17 protein-coding genes are annotated in these 19,391 nt (G+C 72.4%); 2 read left to right on the top strand and 15 right to left on the bottom strand.

Features of this window, described 5'->3' with window-relative positions; genetic code table 11:
* Positions 1-15: 15 nt before the first annotated feature.
* The 13 genes from H5V45_RS03105 to H5V45_RS03165 all read right to left on the bottom strand — a co-directional run bounded on the left by H5V45_RS03105 (position 16) and on the right by H5V45_RS03165 (position 15,999).
* The gene (locus H5V45_RS03105; RefSeq protein WP_185251593.1) at positions 16-1,497 is read right to left on the bottom strand and encodes a glutamate synthase subunit beta; all 1,482 of its coding nucleotides are present in this window, start codon (positions 1,495-1,497) and stop codon (positions 16-18) included.
* Positions 1,490-6,034: a glutamate synthase large subunit gene (gene gltB / locus H5V45_RS03110; protein ID WP_185251594.1), complete on the bottom strand. Its 4,545-nt coding sequence runs from the start codon at positions 6,032-6,034 to the stop codon at positions 1,490-1,492. The genes H5V45_RS03105 and gltB overlap by 8 nt, the downstream gene beginning before the upstream one ends.
* Before the next feature lie 138 nt (positions 6,035-6,172).
* Positions 6,173-7,069, bottom strand: a complete 897-nt coding sequence (lgt, locus tag H5V45_RS03115; RefSeq protein WP_185251595.1) for a prolipoprotein diacylglyceryl transferase — start codon at positions 7,067-7,069, stop codon at positions 6,173-6,175.
* A 4-nt stretch (positions 7,070-7,073) separates the two neighbouring features.
* The gene (locus H5V45_RS03120) at positions 7,074-7,691 is read right to left on the bottom strand and encodes an SCO family protein (RefSeq protein WP_185251596.1); all 618 of its coding nucleotides are present in this window, start codon (positions 7,689-7,691) and stop codon (positions 7,074-7,076) included.
* Positions 7,684-8,496 (bottom strand): tryptophan synthase subunit alpha, encoded by an 813-nt coding sequence (gene trpA / locus H5V45_RS03125; protein WP_185251597.1) that lies wholly within the window; start codon positions 8,494-8,496, stop codon positions 7,684-7,686. Before trpA ends, H5V45_RS03120 begins: the two co-directional genes overlap by 8 nt.
* Positions 8,493-9,803 carry a tryptophan synthase subunit beta gene (gene trpB / locus H5V45_RS03130; RefSeq protein WP_281385814.1) on the bottom strand — a complete coding sequence of 437 codons (1,311 nt, stop codon included), beginning with the start codon at positions 9,801-9,803 and terminating at the stop codon, positions 8,493-8,495. Before trpB ends, trpA begins: the two co-directional genes overlap by 4 nt.
* Positions 9,800-10,600, bottom strand: a complete 801-nt coding sequence (gene trpC, locus H5V45_RS03135) for an indole-3-glycerol phosphate synthase TrpC (protein ID WP_185251598.1) — start codon at positions 10,598-10,600, stop codon at positions 9,800-9,802. The genes trpB and trpC overlap by 4 nt, the downstream gene beginning before the upstream one ends.
* A 73-nt stretch (positions 10,601-10,673) precedes the next feature.
* Entirely contained in the window at positions 10,674-11,120 is a 447-nt protein-coding gene (locus tag H5V45_RS22550; RefSeq protein ID WP_185251599.1) for a DUF2752 domain-containing protein, read from the bottom strand.
* A 10-nt stretch (positions 11,121-11,130) separates the two neighbouring features.
* A complete protein-coding gene (locus tag H5V45_RS03145; protein ID WP_185251600.1) occupies positions 11,131-11,331 on the bottom strand; it encodes an HGxxPAAW family protein in 201 nt (66 codons plus the stop codon).
* 81 nt (positions 11,332-11,412) lie between these two features.
* Positions 11,413-12,018 (bottom strand): Trp biosynthesis-associated membrane protein, encoded by a 606-nt coding sequence (locus tag H5V45_RS03150; RefSeq protein ID WP_185251601.1) that lies wholly within the window; start codon positions 12,016-12,018, stop codon positions 11,413-11,415.
* Positions 12,011-12,370, bottom strand: a complete 360-nt coding sequence (hisI, locus tag H5V45_RS03155; RefSeq protein ID WP_343061395.1) for a phosphoribosyl-AMP cyclohydrolase — start codon at positions 12,368-12,370, stop codon at positions 12,011-12,013. The genes H5V45_RS03150 and hisI overlap by 8 nt, the downstream gene beginning before the upstream one ends.
* A 24-nt stretch (positions 12,371-12,394) precedes the next feature.
* Positions 12,395-14,206 (bottom strand): ABC transporter ATP-binding protein, encoded by a 1,812-nt coding sequence (locus tag H5V45_RS03160; protein WP_343061396.1) that lies wholly within the window; start codon positions 14,204-14,206, stop codon positions 12,395-12,397.
* Positions 14,203-15,999, bottom strand: coding sequence for an ABC transporter transmembrane domain-containing protein (locus H5V45_RS03165; RefSeq protein ID WP_185251603.1), 1,797 nt, complete (start codon positions 15,997-15,999; stop codon positions 14,203-14,205). Before H5V45_RS03165 ends, H5V45_RS03160 begins: the two co-directional genes overlap by 4 nt.
* Positions 16,000-16,104: 105 nt before the next feature.
* On the opposite strand from H5V45_RS03165, the gene H5V45_RS03170 reads away from it, so the two are divergent.
* Positions 16,105-16,743 carry a TIGR03085 family metal-binding protein gene (locus H5V45_RS03170; RefSeq protein ID WP_185251604.1) on the top strand — a complete coding sequence of 213 codons (639 nt, stop codon included), beginning with the start codon at positions 16,105-16,107 and terminating at the stop codon, positions 16,741-16,743.
* Positions 16,744-16,846: 103 nt separating this feature from the next.
* Here H5V45_RS03170 and H5V45_RS22225 read toward each other — a convergent pair whose 3' ends face one another.
* The gene (locus H5V45_RS22225; RefSeq protein WP_281385815.1) at positions 16,847-16,978 is read right to left on the bottom strand and encodes a hypothetical protein; all 132 of its coding nucleotides are present in this window, start codon (positions 16,976-16,978) and stop codon (positions 16,847-16,849) included.
* Between the two features lie 124 nt (positions 16,979-17,102).
* On the opposite strand from H5V45_RS22225, the gene H5V45_RS03175 reads away from it, so the two are divergent.
* Entirely contained in the window at positions 17,103-17,828 is a 726-nt protein-coding gene (locus tag H5V45_RS03175; protein WP_185251605.1) for a nucleotidyltransferase domain-containing protein, read from the top strand.
* A 47-nt stretch (positions 17,829-17,875) separates the two neighbouring features.
* Here the strand turns inward: H5V45_RS03175 and H5V45_RS03180 are convergent, their stop codons facing one another.
* Positions 17,876-19,126: an HNH endonuclease signature motif containing protein gene (locus H5V45_RS03180; protein ID WP_185251606.1), complete on the bottom strand. Its 1,251-nt coding sequence runs from the start codon at positions 19,124-19,126 to the stop codon at positions 17,876-17,878.
* Positions 19,127-19,391 lie beyond the last annotated feature (265 nt).

Genomic DNA, 19,391 nt, shown 5'->3' on the forward strand with positions numbered 1-19,391 from the left:
TGGTCCGGCCCGGCCTCAGACGACCAGCGGGCGCTCGGTCGGCAGGATCGGCGCCGGGAGCGTCGTCGAGCCGGTGAGGAACCGGTCCACCGCGGACGCCGCGGCCCGGCCCTCGGCGATCGCCCAGACGATGAGCGACTGGCCGCGGCCGGCGTCGCCGGCCACGAAGACGCCGGGCACCGAGGAGAGGTAGCCGTCGTCGCGCGCGACGTTGCCCCGCTCGTCGAGGTCGACGCCGAGCTGGTCGACGAGGCCCTCCTTCTCGGGACCGGTGAAGCCCATCGCGAAGAGCACCAGCTCGGCCGGGATCTCGCGCTCGGTGCCCTCGATCTCGGTCAGCCTGCCGCCCTCGAAGGTGACGTCGACCAGGCGCAGCGCCCGGACGTTGCCGTCCTCGTCGCCGAGGAACTCCTGCGTGGAGACGGCGTAGACCCGCTCCCCCGCCTCCTCGTGCGCCGAGGAGACCCGGAAGGTCATGGGGTACGTCGGCCACGGCTGTCCCGCGGGCCGCGACTGCGGCGGCTCCGGCATGATCTCCAGCTGCGTGATCGAGGCCGCACCCTGGCGGGTGGAGGTGCCGAGGCAGTCCGCGCCCGTGTCGCCGCCGCCGATGATGACGACGTGCTTGCCGGTCGCGACGATCTGCTCGCTCCCGTCCGTCGTCGGCTCCTCGCCGAGCGAGACGCGGTTCGACTGCGGGAGGAACTCCATCGCCTGGTGGATGCCGCCGAGCTCGCGGCCGCTGATCGGCAGGTCGCGGGCCTGGGTGGCGCCCATGGCGAGCACGACGGCGTCGTACCGCTCCCGGAGCCGGTCGGCGGTGAGCTCGTCCTCGCCGACGTTCACGCCGGCGCGGAAGACGGTGCCCTCGCGGCGCATCTGGTCTAGGCGCCGGTCGAGGTGCTTCTTCTCCATCTTGAACTCGGGGATGCCGTAGCGGAGCAGGCCGCCGATCTTGTCGGCGCGCTCGTAGACCGCGACGGTGTGACCGGCACGGGTCAGCTGCTGCGCGGCGGCCAGGCCGGCCGGGCCGGAGCCGACCACCGCGACCGTGCGGCCCGAGAGCCACTCCGGCGGCTGGGGCCGGACCGCGCCGGACTCCCAGGCCTTGTCGATGATCGAGACCTCGACGTTCTTGATCGTGACCGGGTCCTGGTTGATGCCCAGCACGCAGGCGGTCTCGCAGGGGGCCGGGCAGAGGCGACCGGTGAACTCCGGGAAGTTGTTGGTCGCGTGCAGGCGCTCGATCGCGCCGTCCCAGTCGTCGCGCCAGACCAGGTCGTTCCACTCCGGGATGATGTTCCCGAGCGGGCAGCCCTGGTGGCAGAAGGGGATGCCGCAGTCCATGCAGCGGCCGGCCTGCTCGGTGATGATCGGCAGCAGGGCGCGGCCGATCCCCTCGGGGTAGACCTCGTTCCAGTCCTTGACCCGCTCGTCGACCGGGCGCCGGGTGGCGACCTCGCGGCCGGTCTTCAGGAAACCCTTGGGGTCAGCCATGGAGTGCCTCCATCATCGCGTTCGCCGTCTCCTTCTCGTCCAGGCCGTCGGCTTCTGCCTTTGCCTTGACCTCGAGGGACTTGCGGTAGTCGGTGGGCATGATCTCGGTGAAGCGCGTCAACGAGGTCTCCCAGTCGGCCAGCAGCTCCTCGGCGACCGTCGAGCCGGTCTCCTCGAGGTGCGTGCGGACCAGGTGCTCCAGCTCGGCCGCGGCCTCGCCGGCCACGGGACCGAGCTCGACGAGCTCCCGGTTGACCCGGTGCTCCTTGAGGTCGAGGACCCAGGCGACGCCGCCCGACATGCCGGCCGCGATGTTGCGCCCGGTCTTGCCGAGGATGGCGACGCGGCCGCCGGTCATGTACTCGCAGGCGTGGTCACCCACGCCCTCGGTGACCAGGCGGGCGCCGGAGTTGCGGACGGCGAACCGCTCGCCCACCCCGCCCCGGATGAAGACCTCACCCGACGTCGCGCCGTAGGCGATGACGTTGCCGGCGATGATCTGCTCGTTGGCGTTGAAGGTCGCGGCCCGGTCGGGGCGCACGACGATCCGGCCACCGGAGAGACCCTTGCCGACGTAGTCGTTGGCGTCGCCCTCGAGCCGCAGGGTCATCCCCCGCGGCACGAACGCGCCGAACGACTGGCCGGCCGAGCCGGTGAACGTGAGGTCGATGGTGCCCTCGGGCAGCCCCTCCCCGCCGTACTTCTTGGTCACCTCGTGGCCGAGGATCGTGCCGACCGTGCGGTTGACGTTGCGGATCTTCACCTGCGCCCGCACCGGCTCGCCGGAGTCGAGCGCGGCCTGGGCCAGCGGCACCAGGTCGGTGACGTCGAGCGCCTTGTCGAGGCCGTGGTCCTGGCCGGTCGTGTTGCGCAGCGCCGCGCCCTCGGGGAGCTCGGGCTTGTGCAGGATCGGCGTGAGGTCGAGGCCGACGGTCTTCCAGTGCTCGACCGCGGTGCCGACGTCGAGCGTCTCCACCGCGCCGATCGCCTCGTCCAGCGTGCTGAACCCGAGCTCGGCCAGGATCTCGCGGACCTCCTCGGCGATGTACTCGAAGAAGTTGACGACGTACTCGGCCTTGCCCGAGAAGCGCTCGCGCAGGACGGGGTTCTGCGTCGCGACGCCCACGGGGCAGGTGTCGAGGTGGCAGACGCGCATCATGATGCAGCCGGAGACGACGAGCGGCGCCGAGGCGAAGCCGTACTCCTCCGCCCCGAGCAGCGCGGCGACGACGACGTCGCGGCCGGTCTTGAGCTGGCCGTCGGTCTGCACGACGATCCGGTCGCGCAGGCCGTTGAGCAGCAGCGTCTGCTGGGTCTCGGCGAGGCCGAGCTCCCAGGGTCCGCCGGCGTGCTTGAGCGAGGTCAGCGGGGCCGCGCCCGTGCCGCCGTCGTGGCCGGAGATCAGGACGACGTCGGCGTGCGCCTTGGAGACGCCCGTCGCGACCGTGCCGACCCCGACCTCGGAGACGAGCTTCACGTGGACCCGCGCCGCCGGGTTGGCGTTCTTGAGGTCGTGGATGAGCTGGGCGAGGTCCTCGATCGAGTAGATGTCGTGGTGCGGCGGCGGGCTGATGAGGCCCACGCCCGGCGTGGAGTGCCGGGTCTTGGCCACCCAGGGGTAGACCTTGTTGCCGGGCAGCTGGCCGCCCTCACCGGGCTTGGCGCCCTGCGCCATCTTGATCTGGATGTCGTCGGCGTTGGTGAGGTACTCCGACGTGACGCCGAAGCGCCCCGACGCGACCTGCTTGATCGAGCTGCGCCGCTCCGGGTCGTGGAGCCGCTCGGCGTCCTCGCCGCCCTCACCGGTGTTGGACTTGGCGCCCAGCCGGTTCATGGCGATCGCGAGGGTCTCGTGCGCCTCCTGGCTGATCGAGCCGTACGACATGGCGCCGGTCGAGAAGCGCTTGACGATCGCCGAGACGGGCTCGACCTGCTCGATCGGGATCGGGCTGCGGCCGGTGGCCTCGGCGCTCTTGAAGTCGAAGAGCCCGCGCAGCGTCATCAGGCGCGTGGACTGCTCGTTCACCCGCTGGGTGTACTGCTTGAAGACGTCGTAGCGACCGGCGCGCGTGGCGTGCTGGAGGCGGAAGACGGTCTCCGGGTCGAACAGGTGAGGCTCGCCCTCGCGGCGCCATTGGTACTCGCCGCCGATCTCGAGCTCACGGTGCGCCGGCGCGATGCCGCCGCGGGGGTACGCCGTGGCGTGGCGCCGCGCGACCTCCTGGGCGATCGTGTCGAGCTCGATGCCGCCGAGCTTCGACGTGGTGCCGGTGAAGTAGCGGTCGACGACCGACTGCGAGAGCCCGAGGGCCTCGAAGATCTGGGCGCCGGTGTAGGACGCGACGGTCGAGACGCCCATCTTCGACATGACCTTGAGGACGCCCTTGCCGAGCGCCTTGATCAGGTTGGCGACGGCCTTCTCGGGGTCGGCGGTGACGTAGTAGCCCTCGCGCGCGAGGTCCTCGACGGACTCCATGGCGAGGTACGGGTTGACCGCGGCCGCGCCGTACCCGACGAGCAGCGCCACGTGGTGGACCTCGCGGACGTCGCCGGCCTCGACGAGCAGGCCGACCTGGGTGCGGGTCTTCTCGCGCACCAGGTGGTGGTGCACGGCACCGGTCAGCAGCAGCGACGGGATCGGGGCGAGCTCGACCGTCGAGTGCCGGTCGGAGAGCACGATGACGCGGGCACCGCCGGCGATCGCCTGCGACACCTCCTGGCAGATCTCCTCGATCCGCCGGGCCATCGCATCGCCGCCGCCCTCGACCTCGTAGAGGCCGCGGGCCACGTGGGTGATGAAGCCCGGCATGTCGCCGTCGCGGTTGATGTGGCGGATCTTGGCGAGGTCGTCGTTGCTGATCACCGGGAACGGCAGGACGACCTGGCGACAGGACGCCGGCGCCGGCTCGAGGAGGTTGGCCTCGGGGCCGATGCTGCCGTTGAGCGAGGTGACGAGCTCCTCGCGGATGGCGTCCAGCGGCGGGTTCGTGACCTGCGCGAAGAGCTGGGTGAAGTAGTCGAAGAGCAGCCGGGGCTTCTCGGAGAGCGCCGCGATCGGGGTGTCGGTGCCCATGGAGCCGATCGGCTCCGCCCCGGCGTTGGCCATCGGCGTGAGCAGGACGCGCAGCTCCTCCTCGGTGTAGCCGAAGATCTGCTGGCGCCGGGTGACCGAGGCGTGGGTGTGCACGATGTGCTCGCGGTCGGGGATGTCGTCGAGGTGGATCAGGCCGGCGTGCAGCCACTCGTCGTACGGGTGCTCGGCGGCGAGCTCGGACTTCACCTCCTCGTCCTCGATGATGCGGTGCTCGTCGGTGTCGACGAGGAACATCCGGCCGGGCTGGAGGCGGCCCTTGCGCACGATCGTCGCGGGGTCCAGGTCGAGCACGCCGACCTCGGAGGCGAGGACGACGAGGCCGTCGTCGGTCACCCAGTAGCGCGAGGGGCGGAGGCCGTTGCGGTCGAGGACCGCGCCGATCTGCGAGCCGTCGGTGAAGACGACGCAGGCCGGGCCGTCCCACGGCTCCATCATCGTGGCGTGGAACTCGTAGAACGCACGGCGCTTGGCGTCCATCTCGGCGTGGTTCTCCCACGCCTCCGGGATCATCATCAGGACCGCGTGCGGCAGCGTGCGGCCGCCCATGTGCAGCAGCTCGAGGACCTCGTCGAAGGACGCGGAGTCCGAGGCGCCGTCGGTGCAGATCGGGTAGAGCCGCTCCAGGTCGCCGCCGAGCAGGTCGGAGTCGAGCAGCGCCTCGCGCGCCCGCATCCAGTTGCGGTTGCCCATGACGGTGTTGATCTCGCCGTTGTGGGCGATGAACCGGAACGGGTGGGCCAGCGGCCAGCTCGGGAAGGTGTTGGTCGAGAACCGCGAGTGGACGACCGCCATCGCCGACGCGACGCGCTCGTCGGTCAGGTCCGGGAAGAAGTTGTCGAGCTGGTCGGTCGTCAGCATGCCCTTGTAGGCCAGGGTGCGTGAGGACAGCGACGGGAAGTAGACGTCGGTCTCGTGCTCCGCGCGCTTGCGCAGGCAGAACGCCATCCGCTCCAGGGCCATGCCGCTCACGCGCTTGCCGTCGCCGGCCACGAAGAGCTGGCTGAACGCCGGCATCACGCCGAGCGCGGTCCTGCCCAGGATCTCGGGGTTGATCGGGACCTCGCGCCAGCCGAGGACCGCAAGGCCCTCCTCGCGCGCGATCTCCTCGATCCGGGTCCGCGCGGCGGCCACCGTCTCGTCGTCGCCGGGCAGGAACGCCGTGCCGACGGCGTACGCCGACGCCGCGGGCAGGTCGAAGTCGACCACGGCGCGCAGGAACGCGTCGGGCACCTGCAGCAGGATCCCGGCACCGTCGCCGGAGTTCGGCTCGGCGCCCGCGGCTCCGCGGTGGTCGAGGTTGCGCAGGGCAGTGAGAGCCTTGGCCACGATGTCGTGGCTGGCATCGCCGGTCAGGGTCGCGACGAACGCCACGCCACACGCGTCGTGCTCGTGGCGGGGGTCGTACAGCCCTTGGGGCGGCGGGAATGCGTGCGAAGTGGGCACCGGGCATTCTCCCGTCGTCGTCTGTGCCGCCGTGACCCGGAGTCCCGGGGCACGTGCCGGCAGGATCGGCAGTGCAGGATGGCCGCGCGAGGCGGCCGAGCAGGGGACGACTCTGGCCCAAGCGGAGCGCTCAGGCTATCACCGGGGAGCGTCGGTGGGCGGTCCTGCCTGAGGCGCGGACTCGGTCGCCGCGGCGGGCCCGCGCCCGTCGTCGTACACCTGCGTCTCGCGACCGGGGCGCAGCCGGCTGCTGACCACGAAGTAGATCGCGGCGGCGACGAACAGCACGATCGAGGTCCACACGTTGAAGCGCAGGCCGCCGACGTCCTTGAGCTCCACGTCGTCGATCCGGAGCATCTCGATCCAGCCCCGGCCGAGCGTGTAGGCCATGACGTAGAGCGCGGCCACGCGGCCACGGCCGAGCGTGAAGCGGCGGTCCGCCCACACGACCACGACGAAGGCCGCGAGGTTCCAGAGGAACTCGTAGAGGAAGGTGGGCTGGAAGGTGGAGTACTGGAAGTAGCCGACGGGGCGGTTGTCCGGGTCGATCTCGAGTCCCCACGGGAGGTCGGTGGGCTTGCCGAAGAGCTCCTGGTTGAACCAGTTGCCCCAGCGGCCGAGCGCCTGCGCGACCAGGACCGTCGGCGCCATGGCATCGAGGACCGGCAGCAGCCGGATCCCCTTGCGCCGGGCCCCGAGCCAGACGCCGAAGATGCCGAGGGCGATCGCGCCCCAGACCCCGAGGCCGCCGCGCCAGACGTAGAGCGCCTCGATCGGGTGCCGGCCCTCGCCGAAGTAGAGCGCGTGGTCGGTGGCCACGTGGTACAGCCGACCGCCGACGAGGCCGAACGGCACGCCCCAGACCGCGAGGTCGGCGATGTCGCCGGCGGTGCCGCCGCGGGCCACCCAGCGGCGCTCGGCCAGCCAGATCGCGACGATGATGCCGAGGATGATCGCGAGGGCGTAGCCGCGGATCGGCAGCGGGCCGAGGTACCAGACGCCGGAGGACGGGCTGGGGATCGAGAGGGCGGTCATCGGGTCAGCTCTCCTTGCCGAGCAGGGTGTGGATGTCGGCGGCGAACTGGGCGGCCGAGGTGCCCTGCGTCCACAGGACCGGGACCTGGTCCTGGCCGTCGATGGCGCTCACCTGGGTGCTGTGCACGACCTCGTAGCCGCCGCTGGGCAGCTTCTCGCCCTTGAGCACGGCGATCGCGAGCGGCTTGCCGACCGAGGCGATCGTCTTGATGTCGCCGGTGAGGCCGATGAAGGACGGGTCGTAGCGGTCCAGGTAGGTACGCAGCGCGGACTCGGTGTCGCGCTGGGGGTCGGTGGTCACGAAGACCACGTCCACCTTGCTGCGGTCGGAGGCGTCGAGGCGGGTCATCGCCGAGGCGAGCGCGGACATCACGACCTGGCAGATGTCGGGGCAGTTGATGTAGCCGAAGAACACCAGCGTGAGCGGCTTGGTGGTGTCCTTCGCCAGCGAGAACGGCTGACCCTCGGTGTCGGTGAGGGCCGTGTCCGGGACGGTGTACGGCTGGTCGAGCACGGCACCGCGGAACTCGGCGCCCGCGTCGTCGCCGCCGCAGGCGGTGAGCACCAGGAGCAGGCCCGCGACCAGCCCGGCCAGCAGTCCCCGCGTCGTGCGGTCAGCCACGCCGTACGCCGTTCGCCAGGTCGTCGGTGAGGGCGCTGAGCGCCCGCAGGCCGGCCGCGCGGTCGTCCGGGTGGTCGAGCAGCGTGCGCACGAAGGCCGAGCCGACGATCACGCCGTCGGCGTACGACGCCACCTCGGCGGCCTGGTCGCCGTTGCTCACCCCGAGGCCGACGCCGACGGGCAGGTCGGCCCCGCCGTCCGGGCTCAGTGCACGGGTGCGGGCGACGAGCGGACCGGCGAGGTCGCTGGTCGTGGTGCGGGCACCGGTGACGCCCATGACGGCGGTGGCGTAGACGAAGCCGCGGCAGGCGGCCGTGGTCATCGTGACGCGGTCGTCGGTGCTGGAGGGGGCGACGAGGAAGACCTTGTCGAGGTCGTGCCGGTCGGCCGCCGCGATCCACTCGGGGGCGCTGTCAGGGGTCAGGTCGGGCGTGATGAGGCCCGCTCCCCCGGCGTTCGCGAGGTCGGCGGCGAACCGCTCGACTCCGTAGCGCTCGACAGGGTTCCAGTAGGTCATGATCAGCGTGGGCGTGCCGGTGGCGGCGACGGCCTCGACGGTGCGGAGGACGTCGGAGGTGCGGACGCCGCGCTCGAGGGCCTGCTGGGCGGCGGCCTGGATGGTCGGACCGTCCATCACCGGGTCGCTGTAGGGCAGGCCGATCTCGATGACGTCGCAGCCGGCGTCGACCATGGCGTGGAGCGCGTCGATGCCGCCCTGGACGTCCGGGAAGCCGGCGGGCAGGTAGCCGACGAGGGCCGCGCGGCCCTCGCCGCGGGCGGTGTCGAACGCGGTGCGGACGCTCATGCGGGAGCCCCCGACCGGTCGGCGCGCGGGTCGCTGTCGGGGTCGCCGACGGGGCGCTCGGTGACCTGGTCGGGGTCGCCCAGACCGAAGTACTCGATCGCCGTGCCCATGTCCTTGTCGCCGCGGCCGCTGAGGTTGATCAGCACGGTCGCGTCGGGGCCCTTCTCGGCCGCCAGCCGCTCGGCGACGCGCAGGGCGCCGGCGATCGCGTGGGCCGACTCGATCGCCGGGATGATCCCCTCGGTGCGGCTGAGCAGCGCCATCGCGGCCATCGCCTCGTCGTCGGTGACGGGGAGGTAGGTCGCCCGGCCGATCGCCGACAGGTGGGCGTGCTGCGGGCCCACGCCGGGGTAGTCCAGCCCTGCCGAGATCGAGTGCGACTCGACGGTCTGGCCGTCGGCGTCCTGCAGGACGTAGGTGCGGGCGCCGTGCAGGACCCCGCGGTCGCCGGCGTGGATCGTGGCCGCGTGGCGGGGCGTGTCGACGCCCTCGCCGCCCGGCTCGAAGCCGTAGATCGCCACGTCCTCGTCGTCGAGGAACGCGGTGAACAGGCCGATCGCGTTCGACCCGCCGCCGACGCAGGCGGCGATGGCGTCGGGCAGCCGGCCGGTCAGCTCGAGGACCTGCTGGCGCGCCTCGTCCCCGATGCTGCGGGTGAAGTCGCGGACCATGCTGGGGAACGGGTGCGGACCGGCGGCGGTGCCGAAGAGGTACGCCGTGTGGTCGACGCTCGCGACCCAGTCGCGCAGCGCCTCGTTGATGGCGTCCTTGAGGGTGGCCGAGCCGGAGTCGACCGGGACCACCTTCGCGCCGAGCAGGTGCATCCGGGCGACGTTGAGCGCCTGCCGCTTCGTGTCGACCGAGCCCATGTAGACGGTGCAGTCGAGGCCGAAGTACGCCGCAGCGGTGGCGCTCGCCACGCCGTGCTGGCCGGCCCCGGTCTCCGCGATCACGCGGGTCTTGCCCATGCGCTTGGTCAGCAGCGCCTGGCCGAGCACGTTGCGGATCTTGTGGGCCCCGGTGTGGTTGAGGTCCTCGCGCTTGAGCAGGATGCGGGCGCCGACCTTGGCGCTGAGCCGCTCGGCCTCGTAGAGCCGGCTCGGGCAGCCGGCGTACTCCCGCAGGATCGTGTCGAACTCGCCGACGAACCCCGGGTCGGCCATGGCGTCCTGCCAGGCGACGGTCAGCTCGTCGAGCGCGGCGACGAGCGCCTCGGGCATGAAGCGCCCGCCCCAGCCGGCCTCGGGTCCTCCGAACCAGCCCTGGGCGTCCGCGTCGTACGACGTCGGCGTGGTGTCCGTGGTCATGCCGTGCTCCCCTCGTTCGTCTCCAGGCCGGTCATCTGCTCGACGGCGCGACGTGCGTCGCCGTCCTTCACCAGCGCCTCGCCGACCAGGACCGCGCGGGCCCCCTGGTCCACGAAGCGCTGCACGTCGGCGGGCCCGGAGATCCCGGACTCGGCGACGAGAACACGGTCGTCCGGCACGAGCGGCGCGAGGCGCCCGAACGTGTCGTGGTCCACCGCGAGCGTCTTGAGGTTGCGGGCGTTGACGCCGATCAGCTCGGCGCCCAGCTCGATCGCCCGCTCGGTCTCGGGCTCGTCGTGGACCTCGACGAGCACGGTCAGCCCGAGCTCGCGGGCCTCGTCGTACAGCCGGCGGAGCAGGTCGTCGTCGAGCGCGGCCACGATCAGCAGGGCCAGGTCGGCACCGGCGGCGCGGGCCTCGACCAGCTGGTAGCTCGTGACGATGAAGTCCTTGCGCAGCAGCGGCGTCCCGACCGCGGCGCGCACGGCGCGGAGGTCGGCGAGGCTGCCGCCGAAGCGGCGCTGCTCGGTCAGGACGCTGATCGCGGCGGCCCCGCCGTCGGCGTACTGACGGGCGAGCACCGTGGGGTCGGGGATCTCGGCGAGGTCGCCCTTGCTGGGGCTGCGGCGCTTGACCTCGGCGATCACGCTCGAGCCCGCCGCGCGGAAGTGCGGCATCGGGTCGCGGGGCGCGTCGACGTCGGCGAGGGCGGCCCGCAGGTCGGCCAGGCCGAGCTCGGACTCCCGCTCCGCGAGGTCGATCCGTACGCCGTCGACGATGTCGTCGAGCACGGACATGTCTCCTCCAGGGATCGAGCGGGGGGTGTGAGGTCAAGCCTCTCACCCGCAGGGTGAAGCGGGCCGGGTGGGCTCAGGGGGCGAGCCAGGCACCGACGGGCAGGTTGCGGGCCACGGTGAAGGTCGTCACGACGACGGCCAGTGCGATCCACAGCCAGCGCGGGACGGCCAGCGGCTCGAGCGCCGCTCCCCCGCGCCACAGGGCGACGAGGCGGCGGCCCCAGAGCGCGACGACCACGGGCGCCGCGAGCACGAGCAGCAGGTTGCTGGACGCCGCTGCCCCGAGGTCGAGGTGGGTCAGGTCGTTGACCGCGCGCAGGCTGCCGCACAGCGGGCAGCTGAAGCCGAGCAGGGCCGTCGGGCAGTAGCCCCACGAGCCAGACGTGTGCGGGTCGCGCAGGTGCAGCGCCAGCGTGCCGAGCGCCGCGACCGCTCCCACCGCGAGCGGCGGCGCGAGCCGGACCGCCCGCCGGACCGCACGCGAGTGCTCCGTCGGCGGACGCGCGGCGAGGACGGTCACGGCACGACCGTCAGTGGTCCGAGGTGTGGAGACCCATCTTCGCCATCACGAAGAAGATCACGAGGGCGCTGACGCCGATCGCGCAGCCGACCCAGAACATCGCCATGCTGACCGGGGTCAGCATCAGCGCCACGCCGCCCACCACGAAGCCGAGCAGCCCGACGCCGACGGCGGTCCAGGCTGCGGGGGTGTTGCCGTGGTTGTCAGACATGCGGGCTCCTCGGAGGCGGGGGTACGTCGTGCGGTGCTGCTCGTCGTGCAGGCACAGTCTATTCAGCGGGGCGTGCGGGCGTCAGGCGGTGGGGTCGCGACCCTCGTCCATGGCCTTCCACAGGTCGATGCTGGTCTGGTCCTCGACCGGGACGGCGGGCGCGGGGGTGTCGGCGCCGGGGGCGTCGTACCGGCTGCCCATCTCCGGCCACTGCGGCGCGAGCCGCACCGCGAGGGCGCCCGCGACGACGGCCAGCACCGACCCGACGGCCGCCGCCCAGAACCACCCGGTGTGCGTGGTGGAGGCGTCGGTGATGCCCACGCCCCCGAGGTCGCGGCGCAGGGTGTCCCCGACCGACGACCAGCCGACGACCACGGTCGCGAGGACGCCGAGCGCGGCGAGCAGCCCCAGGCCGGCCACGAGGCGCCGCACCAGGCCGCGGCTGACCAGCACCACGCCCCAGGTCGCGAGGACGACCAGCGCGAGGGCGCCGGCGGCCGGCATCTTGCCGGAGTCGACGGACAGGGCGAGGCTGGAGAACTGCTCGCGCTTCTCCCCGCTCACGGTCGCCCAGGTCTTGTTGCCGGCCACGGCCGCGAGCGCTCCCCCGGCCAGGCCGAGCAGCACCACGGGGCCGAAGGCGCGGCGGGGCTTCGCGCTCGCGCCGCTCGTCACCGGCTCACTCATCGGCGGGCGTCAGCGGGAGCAGGTCGGCGTCGAAGCAGGTGCGGTCGCCGGTGTGGCAGGCCGCGCCCTCCTGGTCGACCTTGACGAGCAGGGTGTCGCCGTCGCAGTCGAGGCGGACCTCCTTGACCCGCTGGACGTGGCCGGAGGTGTCTCCCTTGACCCAGTACTCCTGGCGGGAGCGCGACCAGTACGTCGCGCGGCCGGTCGACAGGGTGCGGGCCAGCGCCTCGTCGTCCATCCAGCCCAGCATCAGGACCTCGCCCGTGTCGTGCTGCTGCGCCACGGCCGGCACGAGGCCGTCGTCGGTGCGCTTGAGGCGGGCGGCCACGGCGGGGTCGAGGGAGGTCGTCACCCCCTCATTGTCCTGCACGACCGGTCAGCCCTGCTGCGCGACCCAGGAGTCGTGGAGGCCGGCGTAGACGCCACCCTCGACCGCGACCAGCTCGGCGTGCGGCCCGCGCTGCACGACCCGGCCCTGGTCGACGACCACGACCTCGTCGGCGTTCTCGGCGGTGGAGAGGCGGTGCGCGATCGTGACCGACGTGCGCCCGCTCATCAGCCGCTCCAGGGCCCGGCCGATCCGCATCTCGAGGGCCGGGTCGACGGCGCTGGTCGCCTCGTCGAGCACCAGCAGGTCGGGGTCGGCGAGGTGCGCGCGGAGCAGCGCGACGAGCTGGCGCTCGCCCGCGGACAGCGACTCCCCGCGCTGGCCGACGCGGGTCTCGAGGCCGAGGGGCAGGCCGGCGACCCAGTCGCCCAGCCCGAGCTCGTCGGCGCTGTCCAGGATGTCGTCGGCGCTGGCGTCGAGGCGGCCGTAGCGGACGTTCGCGGCCAGGGTGTCGTCGAACAGGAAGCCCTCCTGCGGCACCAGGACCACGCTGCGCCGCAGCGAGACCTGCCCGACGTCGCGGACGTCGATGCCGTCGAGCAGCACGGCGCCCTCGGACGGGTCCATCAGGCGGGTCAGCAGCTTGGCGAAGGTCGACTTGCCGGAGCCGGTCTCGCCGACGATGGCGATGCGGGTGCCGGAGGCGATGTCGAGCGTGACGTCCCGCAGCACCGGCGGACCGCCGGGGTAGGCGAAGGTGACGCCCTCGAAGTGGACGTCGATCGGGCCGCGGGGCAGGCTCCGGCCGCCCTCACCCGGGTCGACGAGGTCGGCCGGGGTGTCCAGGATGCCGATCACCCGGCGCCACCCGGCGATGGCGTTCTGGGCGTCGGTGAGGATCTGCGTGCCGAGCTGGACCGGCCCGACGAACAGCGTCACGAGGAACGCGAAGGCCAGCACCTTGCCGGCGGTGATGTCGCCGGCGAAGCCCAGCCAGATGCCGACGATCAGCACGCCGGCGTTCGCGAGGCCTGCGGAGATGCCGCCGAGGGAGAACGAGAAGGCGGTGAAGCCCTGGGCGCGGGTGCTGGCGGTCTTGTGCGCCTCGATCGCGGTGTCGATGCGGGACTGGGTGCGGTCCTCGACGGCGTACGACCGGACGACCGCGGCGCCGACGACGGGCTCCGAGATCGCGGAGAGCAGGATCCCGACCTGGCGGCGGACCATGCCGTAGGCGTCGGAGAGACGCCGCTGGAAGAAGCGCAGCGACAGGAACAGCGGCGCGAAGCAGACCCAGACGACGATCGCCAGCTGCCAGCTGTAGATCACCATGATCACGGTCGCAACCAGCATCTGGCCGACGCTGACGACGAAGATCAGGCCGCCGAACACGAGGAACTGGCTGACCTGGTCGACGTCGCTGGTGACGCGGGCGACGAGGGCACCGCGGCGCTCGGTGTTCTGGGTGAGCAGCGGCAGGTCGTGCACGTGGCGGAACGCCTTGACGCGCAGCGTCGCCAGGCCGCGCTCGGAGGCGGTGAAGAGGCGGCTGGTCATGGCGTACGACGCCACGCTGGTCACGACGACGGCGACGGCCGCCACGAGGCCCATGAGGGTCGTGAAGCGGACGTCGGGGCCGCCGGGGCCGTTGAGCCCGCGGTCCAGGGTCTGCTGCACCGCGATGGGCACGACGACCTGACCGAGGCTGGCGACGATCGCCAGCAGCAGCGTGCCGACGATCCCCTCCTTGAGCTCGGGCGAGTAGGCCACGCCGCGACGGATGGTCTCGAAGGCCTTGATGTCCTCGCCGGTGTCCATCCGGGTGCCGCTGGGCGGCGGGGTGCTGGTCGTCGTGCTCACGGCGTGCCTCCGACCATCTCGACCTCGTCGAGGTGCTCGTTCTCGTAGGCGTTGACGAGTCGGGCGTAGGCGGGGCTCCGGGCCAGCAGCTCCGCGTGGGTGCCGCGGTCGGCGATCCGGCCGTCTTCGAGGTGGACGACCTCGTCGGCCAGCCCGATCGTGGCCTTGCGGTAGGCGACGACGACCAGCGTCGTGTCGGTGTCGCCCGCGCGCAGGGCCGCGAGGATCCGGGCCTCCACCTCGGGGTCGACGGCCGAGGTGGCGTCGTCGAGGATCAGCAGCCGCGGGCGGCGCACGAGGGCGCGGGCCAGCGAGATCCGCTGGCGCTGGCCGCCGGACAGCGACGTGCCGCGCTCCCCCAGCCGGGTGTCGAGGCCCTCGGGCAGCGCGGCGACGAAGCCGTCGGCCTGGGCGGCGCGCAGGGCGGCCCAGACGTCCTCGTCGGCCAGGTCGGCGCCGAGGGTGACGTTGCCGCGGACGGTGTCGTCGAAGAGGAAGGCGGTCTGCGGCACGATCGAGACGACCGAGGCGAGCTCGCCCCGCGCGAGGTCGCGCAGGTCGGTGCCGTCGAGCAGGATCCGCCCGTCGAGCGGGTCGACCAGGCGGGTCAGCAGCGTGGTGAGGGTGCTCTTGCCCGAGGCCGTGCGGCCGACGAGGGCCACGGTGCGGCCGGGCTCGACGGTGAACGACACGTCGGCGAGCAGCTCCTGGTCGGGCTCGTAGGAGTAGGCCAGGTGCTCCAGCTCGAGGCGCGCGCCGGCGCCGGTGGCGGCCGCCGTGGCGCCGTACCGCATCTCGCCGGTGGCCTCGATGACCGAGGACACGCGGCGGAAGCCGACGACGCTGCGGGGGAACTCGCCGAGCAGCCAGCCGATCGAGCGGATCGGGAAGGACACGATCGTGAGGAGGTAGGCGACGGTCACGACGTCGCCGGCGTCGGTGGCGCCGGACAGGACGCGGCTGACGCCGAAGGCCAGCACGACGAGCACGCCGATGTTGGGCAGGGCGGCGAGCGCGGGGTCGAAGGCCGCGCGGATCCGCCCGGCGCGGATGTTGACGTCGCGGAGCTCCTCGGCCTTGGCGGCGAAGCGGGCCATCTCCTCGCCCTCGCGACCGAGGGTCTTGACGACGAGCGCGCCGTCGAAGGACTCGTGGGCGATCTCGCTCACCTCGGCGCGCAGCTGCTGGGCGCGCGTCATCAGGGGCGAGCCGAGCCGCTGGTAGACGAGGTTCGCGGCGATCACGGCCGGGAAGACGAGCAGCCCGACGACCGCGAGCACGAGGTCGGCGACGAACATCTGGCCGACGGCGATCACCATCATCGCGAGCGTGCCGACCGCCATCGGCAGGGGCGCGATCGGGCCCCAGGCGGCCTCGACGTCGGAGTTGGCGTTGGAGAGCAGCTGGCCGGTGGGGTGGCGCTGGTGCCACTCCATGGGGAGGGAGAGGTACTGCCGGGTGACGGCGCGGCGGGTGTGGGCCTGCATGCGGTACTGCATGATGCCGGCGCCGAGGCGGCGCGCGACGATGCCGACCGCGCGCAGGATCGCGACCGCGAGGAAGAGCCCGAGGATCGCCCAGAGCAGTCCGCTGCCGATCTCGCCGTCCCGGAACGCCGGCACCAGGACGTGGTCGGTGGACCAGCCGAGCACCCAGGCGTCCGCGACCGTGAGCGCGCCGAAGAGCACGCTGCCGATGGTCGAGACCGTGAAGATCCAGGGCTCCCGGCGGATCGCCACGGCGAGCACCGCGAAGCCCTCGCGCGTCGTGGATCCGCGCCGCTCGTCCGTCACCGTCCTGCACTCCCCGTCTGCCGCGTCGCGGCCCTCTGCACCAGCGACTCACACTAGAGCCGGGCGCCGACGGCCCACGAATCGCGTTGCGCATAACCTCGGCCCATGACCCGGCATTCCCTGGCGCGCCGCGAGCGCCACGACCTGTGCGACCTGGCCCTCGCCCTCGGCGAGGACGCCGACACCCTCTGCGGCACGTGGGACGCGAAGGACCTCGTGGCCCACCTGCTCGTCCGGGAGCACCGGCCGCTCGGCGCGATCGGCATCGTGGTCCCGCCGCTCGCAGGGCTGGCCGAGCGCGAGATGGCGCGGGTGCGCCGGCGCGACTTCGCGGTGCTGGTCGAGAGGCTGCGCGACCCGAGCCTGCTGACGCCGTACGCCCTGCCCGGTGTGGAGGAGCTCCTCAACACGGCGGAGTACTTCGTCCACCACGAGGACCTGCGCCGCGCCCAGGCCGGGTGGGAGCCGCGCGTGCTCGATCCCACCGACGAGTCTCGGTTGTGGGCCGCGATCAAGGTCGCCGGCCGCGGGCTGGTGCGACCGGCCGGCGTCCCCGTGCGGATCGAGCGCACCGACACCGGCGCCACCGCGACCCTGCGCCGCGGCGCCGACCCCGCCGTCGTGAGCGGGCTGCCGTCCGAGATCGCCTTCTTCCTCTTCGGCCGCGACGCCGTGCGCGGGCTGTCCTTCTCAGGGCCGCAGGAGCGGGTGGCCAAGCTGCGGCGGTCGGACCTGGGCATCTGACACCGGGCCGACGTCAGTCGAGGTGGCCCGTCGCCGGGTCGATGCCGGCCAGGAAGTCGCGGATCGACTCCTCCAGCTGCGCGACGTCCGGCCACGACCCGTCCTACCTGGCCGAGCTGAAGCCGTAGCCCGGGTTCGGACCCGACACCCAGGTGAGGTCGACCTGCCCGCGCCGCCCCGACCGGCGCACGTCGAACACCTCGCCGTCGACCACGAGACGCGTCGGGTTCGCCATCTCCTGCCCCCTCCTGGCGCATGGACGCGACCATTGTGCGTGGGATCAAGTTCTGGCACCGGATTTCTTGATCCCATGCACACTCGCGCCGCTGGGGCGGGAAACCGTCGGCGATGATCGGGTGATGGACGCGACGTCGGCGGCGCTCGAGGAGCTCCGGGTGCGCGTCGTCGCGCTGGGGTGGGTCACCGACTTGCTGGTCGCCGGGTCCCTGGCCACCGGGGACCACCGGCCCGGGGTCAGCGACCTCGACCTCGTGGCCCTGGTCGACGGACCGATGTCGACCGCGCGGGTCGACGCCGTGGCAGCGATGCACCGCGAGCTGGACGCGGGCGTGGCAGCAGGGCTGGCGCTGGGCTGCGTGTACGTCGACGCGACCCGTCTCACCGACGCCACCCTGCGGCACCCGACCTGGACCCACGGCCGGCTGGTCGACCGCGTGCTGTCGCGCGTCACCCGCGCCGAGCTGGTCCGGCACGGGCACGCCCTGCAGGGCCGCGCGCCGTCCGCCGCGCTCCCGGCCATCACGGACGACGAGGTCCGCTACGCCGTGCGTGCCGACCTGGCCGGCTACTGGACCTGGGCGATCCACCGCCCCTGGCTCTGGCTGGACACCGCGTTCGCCGACCTGAGCCTCACGACGATGGCGCGTGCACGGCACACCCTCGCCACGGGCACGCTGCTCACCAAGACCGCAGCACTCGACCACCTCGCCGCACCTCCGTGGCTCCGCGACCAGGTCCGGGCGCGACGGAACGGCACCCGCGTGCGCTCGCCGAGGGTCCGTACCGCCGCGGTCGGCTGGGTCGATGCGGTGCGCACGGTGGCGCGGGCGCGACACCGCCGCTGAAGGGGTCGCCGGGCCGTAGGTGATGCTCGCGTATGGGGGCGGTCGGCCTATGTCCGCCGGGTGAAGGCGACCTTCCCGCCGGGGAGCTCGGTCATCGTGAAGGTCGGGTCGTGTGCTCGGGCGTGGTGCCTTGGGCAGAGGAGGCGGCCGTCCTTGAGGTCGGTGTTGCCGCCCTGGCTCCAGAAGGGGTCGTGGTGGGCGTGGCACATGCTGGGTGGCCAGTCGCACCCGTCGGCCGTGCACCCGCCCTGCTGGATGCCGAGGGCGAGGTGTTGGGCTTTCGAGAAGTAGCGGCGGGTGCGGCCGAGGTCGAGGACCTGGGACGTGCCGCCGAGGACGGCGGGGATGATCCCGGCCTCGCAGGCGAGTCGTCGGGCCTGGGAGGCCGTGATCTTGTCGCCCGTGTCCAACGTCGCAGCCTTCTCGGCTCCGAGGAGAGTCTCGAGAGGCATCGTGATGACCACGGTCGCGTTCACGCCGCCGGCGTTGGGGAGCCGGTCGGTGGGGTAGCGCTCGATGAGCTCGCAGAGCGCGGCACCCATCCGCTCCGGGCTGGGCTTCCGCTCGACTCCGGGTCCGTGGACGGCGGTCTGGTGCTTGGGGGCGGCGATGCCCTGGAGGATCTTCTTGAGCATCGACCCTTGGGCGGCGGGGATGGTGAATCGGCCGTGGCAGGATCCGTGGCCGTCGTCGCTCACGGTGAGGCGCATCTTCTGGCGGGCCTTGCGCTCCTCCTCCTCGAGGCGGCGACGCTCTTCCTCCTCTCCGGCGGCGGGGTCGATCACGTCGAGAAGACCTCGGCCGAGCCGTCGCAGGTCGACGGCGTCGTGATCGCCGGCCAGGTCGACGAGGTGCTTCTCCGCGAGCACGCGGGTCTCCGCGTCGACGTCGTCGGGGAGGTCGTCAAGGGCCCGGGTGATGACCTGGGCCTGCTCGGTCAGGATCGCCCCAGACGACAAGGCCTGACGGACGAGGTCCCAGCGGCCCAGGGCATCCGCCAAGTGGATCTTCGCCGCGGCCGTCCGATGCGTCTGGAGCGTCTGGGTGGCCCACCACGCCTGGGTCGAGGTCGCGCCGACGGACGAGCCGACATCGACGGAGTATGCGTGGACGGCGACGCGGGCTTCGAGCTCGGCGACTCTCGCCGAGAGTCGGGTCAGCTCCACCAGCGTGGCACCGGCCTCGTCGGCGGTCATGGACCAGACGGGAGCGTCGGCGACGTCGCTGATGCGTTCGCCGACGTCGCGGACCGCACGCGAGATCGCGTGGCGGGGGCCGTCGTCGGTGAACGTCTTCATGGGGAAAGTCAATCAGGGACCACCGACAATCCAGGGCTCAGAATGAGCCGGAAAGCGACCCTGAAGGTAAAATATCAGGACAAATGTTCGAACGGCGACCACAGCGGGCAAGTGGCACCCACGGAGACTTCGAAAGCGACCGCAAGGGGGACTTGCCCCGGCACCCACGGCGACCACATATCCAATAAATCCCCTACAACGGAGCTACGTCCAGGCGCGCACAGGCCGGACCACCGATGGCCTCGAGCCGTGGAGGGGTGAGGTG

This window comes from Nocardioides luti (assembly GCF_014212315.1).
Taxonomy (GTDB): domain Bacteria; phylum Actinomycetota; class Actinomycetes; order Propionibacteriales; family Nocardioidaceae; genus Nocardioides; species Nocardioides luti.

Bases quoted from the DNA above. Each gene is read 5' to 3' on its own strand.
- trpC (WP_185251598.1), bottom strand. From the start codon at position 10,600: ATGTCCGTGCTCGACGACATCGTCGACGGCGTACGGATCGACCTCGCG.
- trpB (WP_281385814.1), bottom strand. From the start codon at position 9,803: ATGACCACGGACACCACGCCGACGTCGTACGACGCGGACGCCCAGGGC.
- H5V45_RS03145 (WP_185251600.1), bottom strand. From the start codon at position 11,331: ATGTCTGACAACCACGGCAACACCCCCGCAGCCTGGACCGCCGTCGGC.
- trpA (WP_185251597.1), bottom strand. From the start codon at position 8,496: ATGAGCGTCCGCACCGCGTTCGACACCGCCCGCGGCGAGGGCCGCGCG.
- H5V45_RS03105 (WP_185251593.1), bottom strand. From the start codon at position 1,497: ATGGCTGACCCCAAGGGTTTCCTGAAGACCGGCCGCGAGGTCGCCACC.
- H5V45_RS03175 (WP_185251605.1), top strand. From the start codon at position 17,103: ATGGACGCGACGTCGGCGGCGCTCGAGGAGCTCCGGGTGCGCGTCGTC.
- H5V45_RS22225 (WP_281385815.1), bottom strand. From the start codon at position 16,978: ATGGCGAACCCGACGCGTCTCGTGGTCGACGGCGAGGTGTTCGACGTG.
- lgt (WP_185251595.1), bottom strand. From the start codon at position 7,069: ATGACCGCCCTCTCGATCCCCAGCCCGTCCTCCGGCGTCTGGTACCTC.
- H5V45_RS03150 (WP_185251601.1), bottom strand. From the start codon at position 12,018: ATGAGTGAGCCGGTGACGAGCGGCGCGAGCGCGAAGCCCCGCCGCGCC.
- H5V45_RS03170 (WP_185251604.1), top strand. From the start codon at position 16,105: ATGACCCGGCATTCCCTGGCGCGCCGCGAGCGCCACGACCTGTGCGAC.
- H5V45_RS03180 (WP_185251606.1), bottom strand. From the start codon at position 19,126: ATGAAGACGTTCACCGACGACGGCCCCCGCCACGCGATCTCGCGTGCG.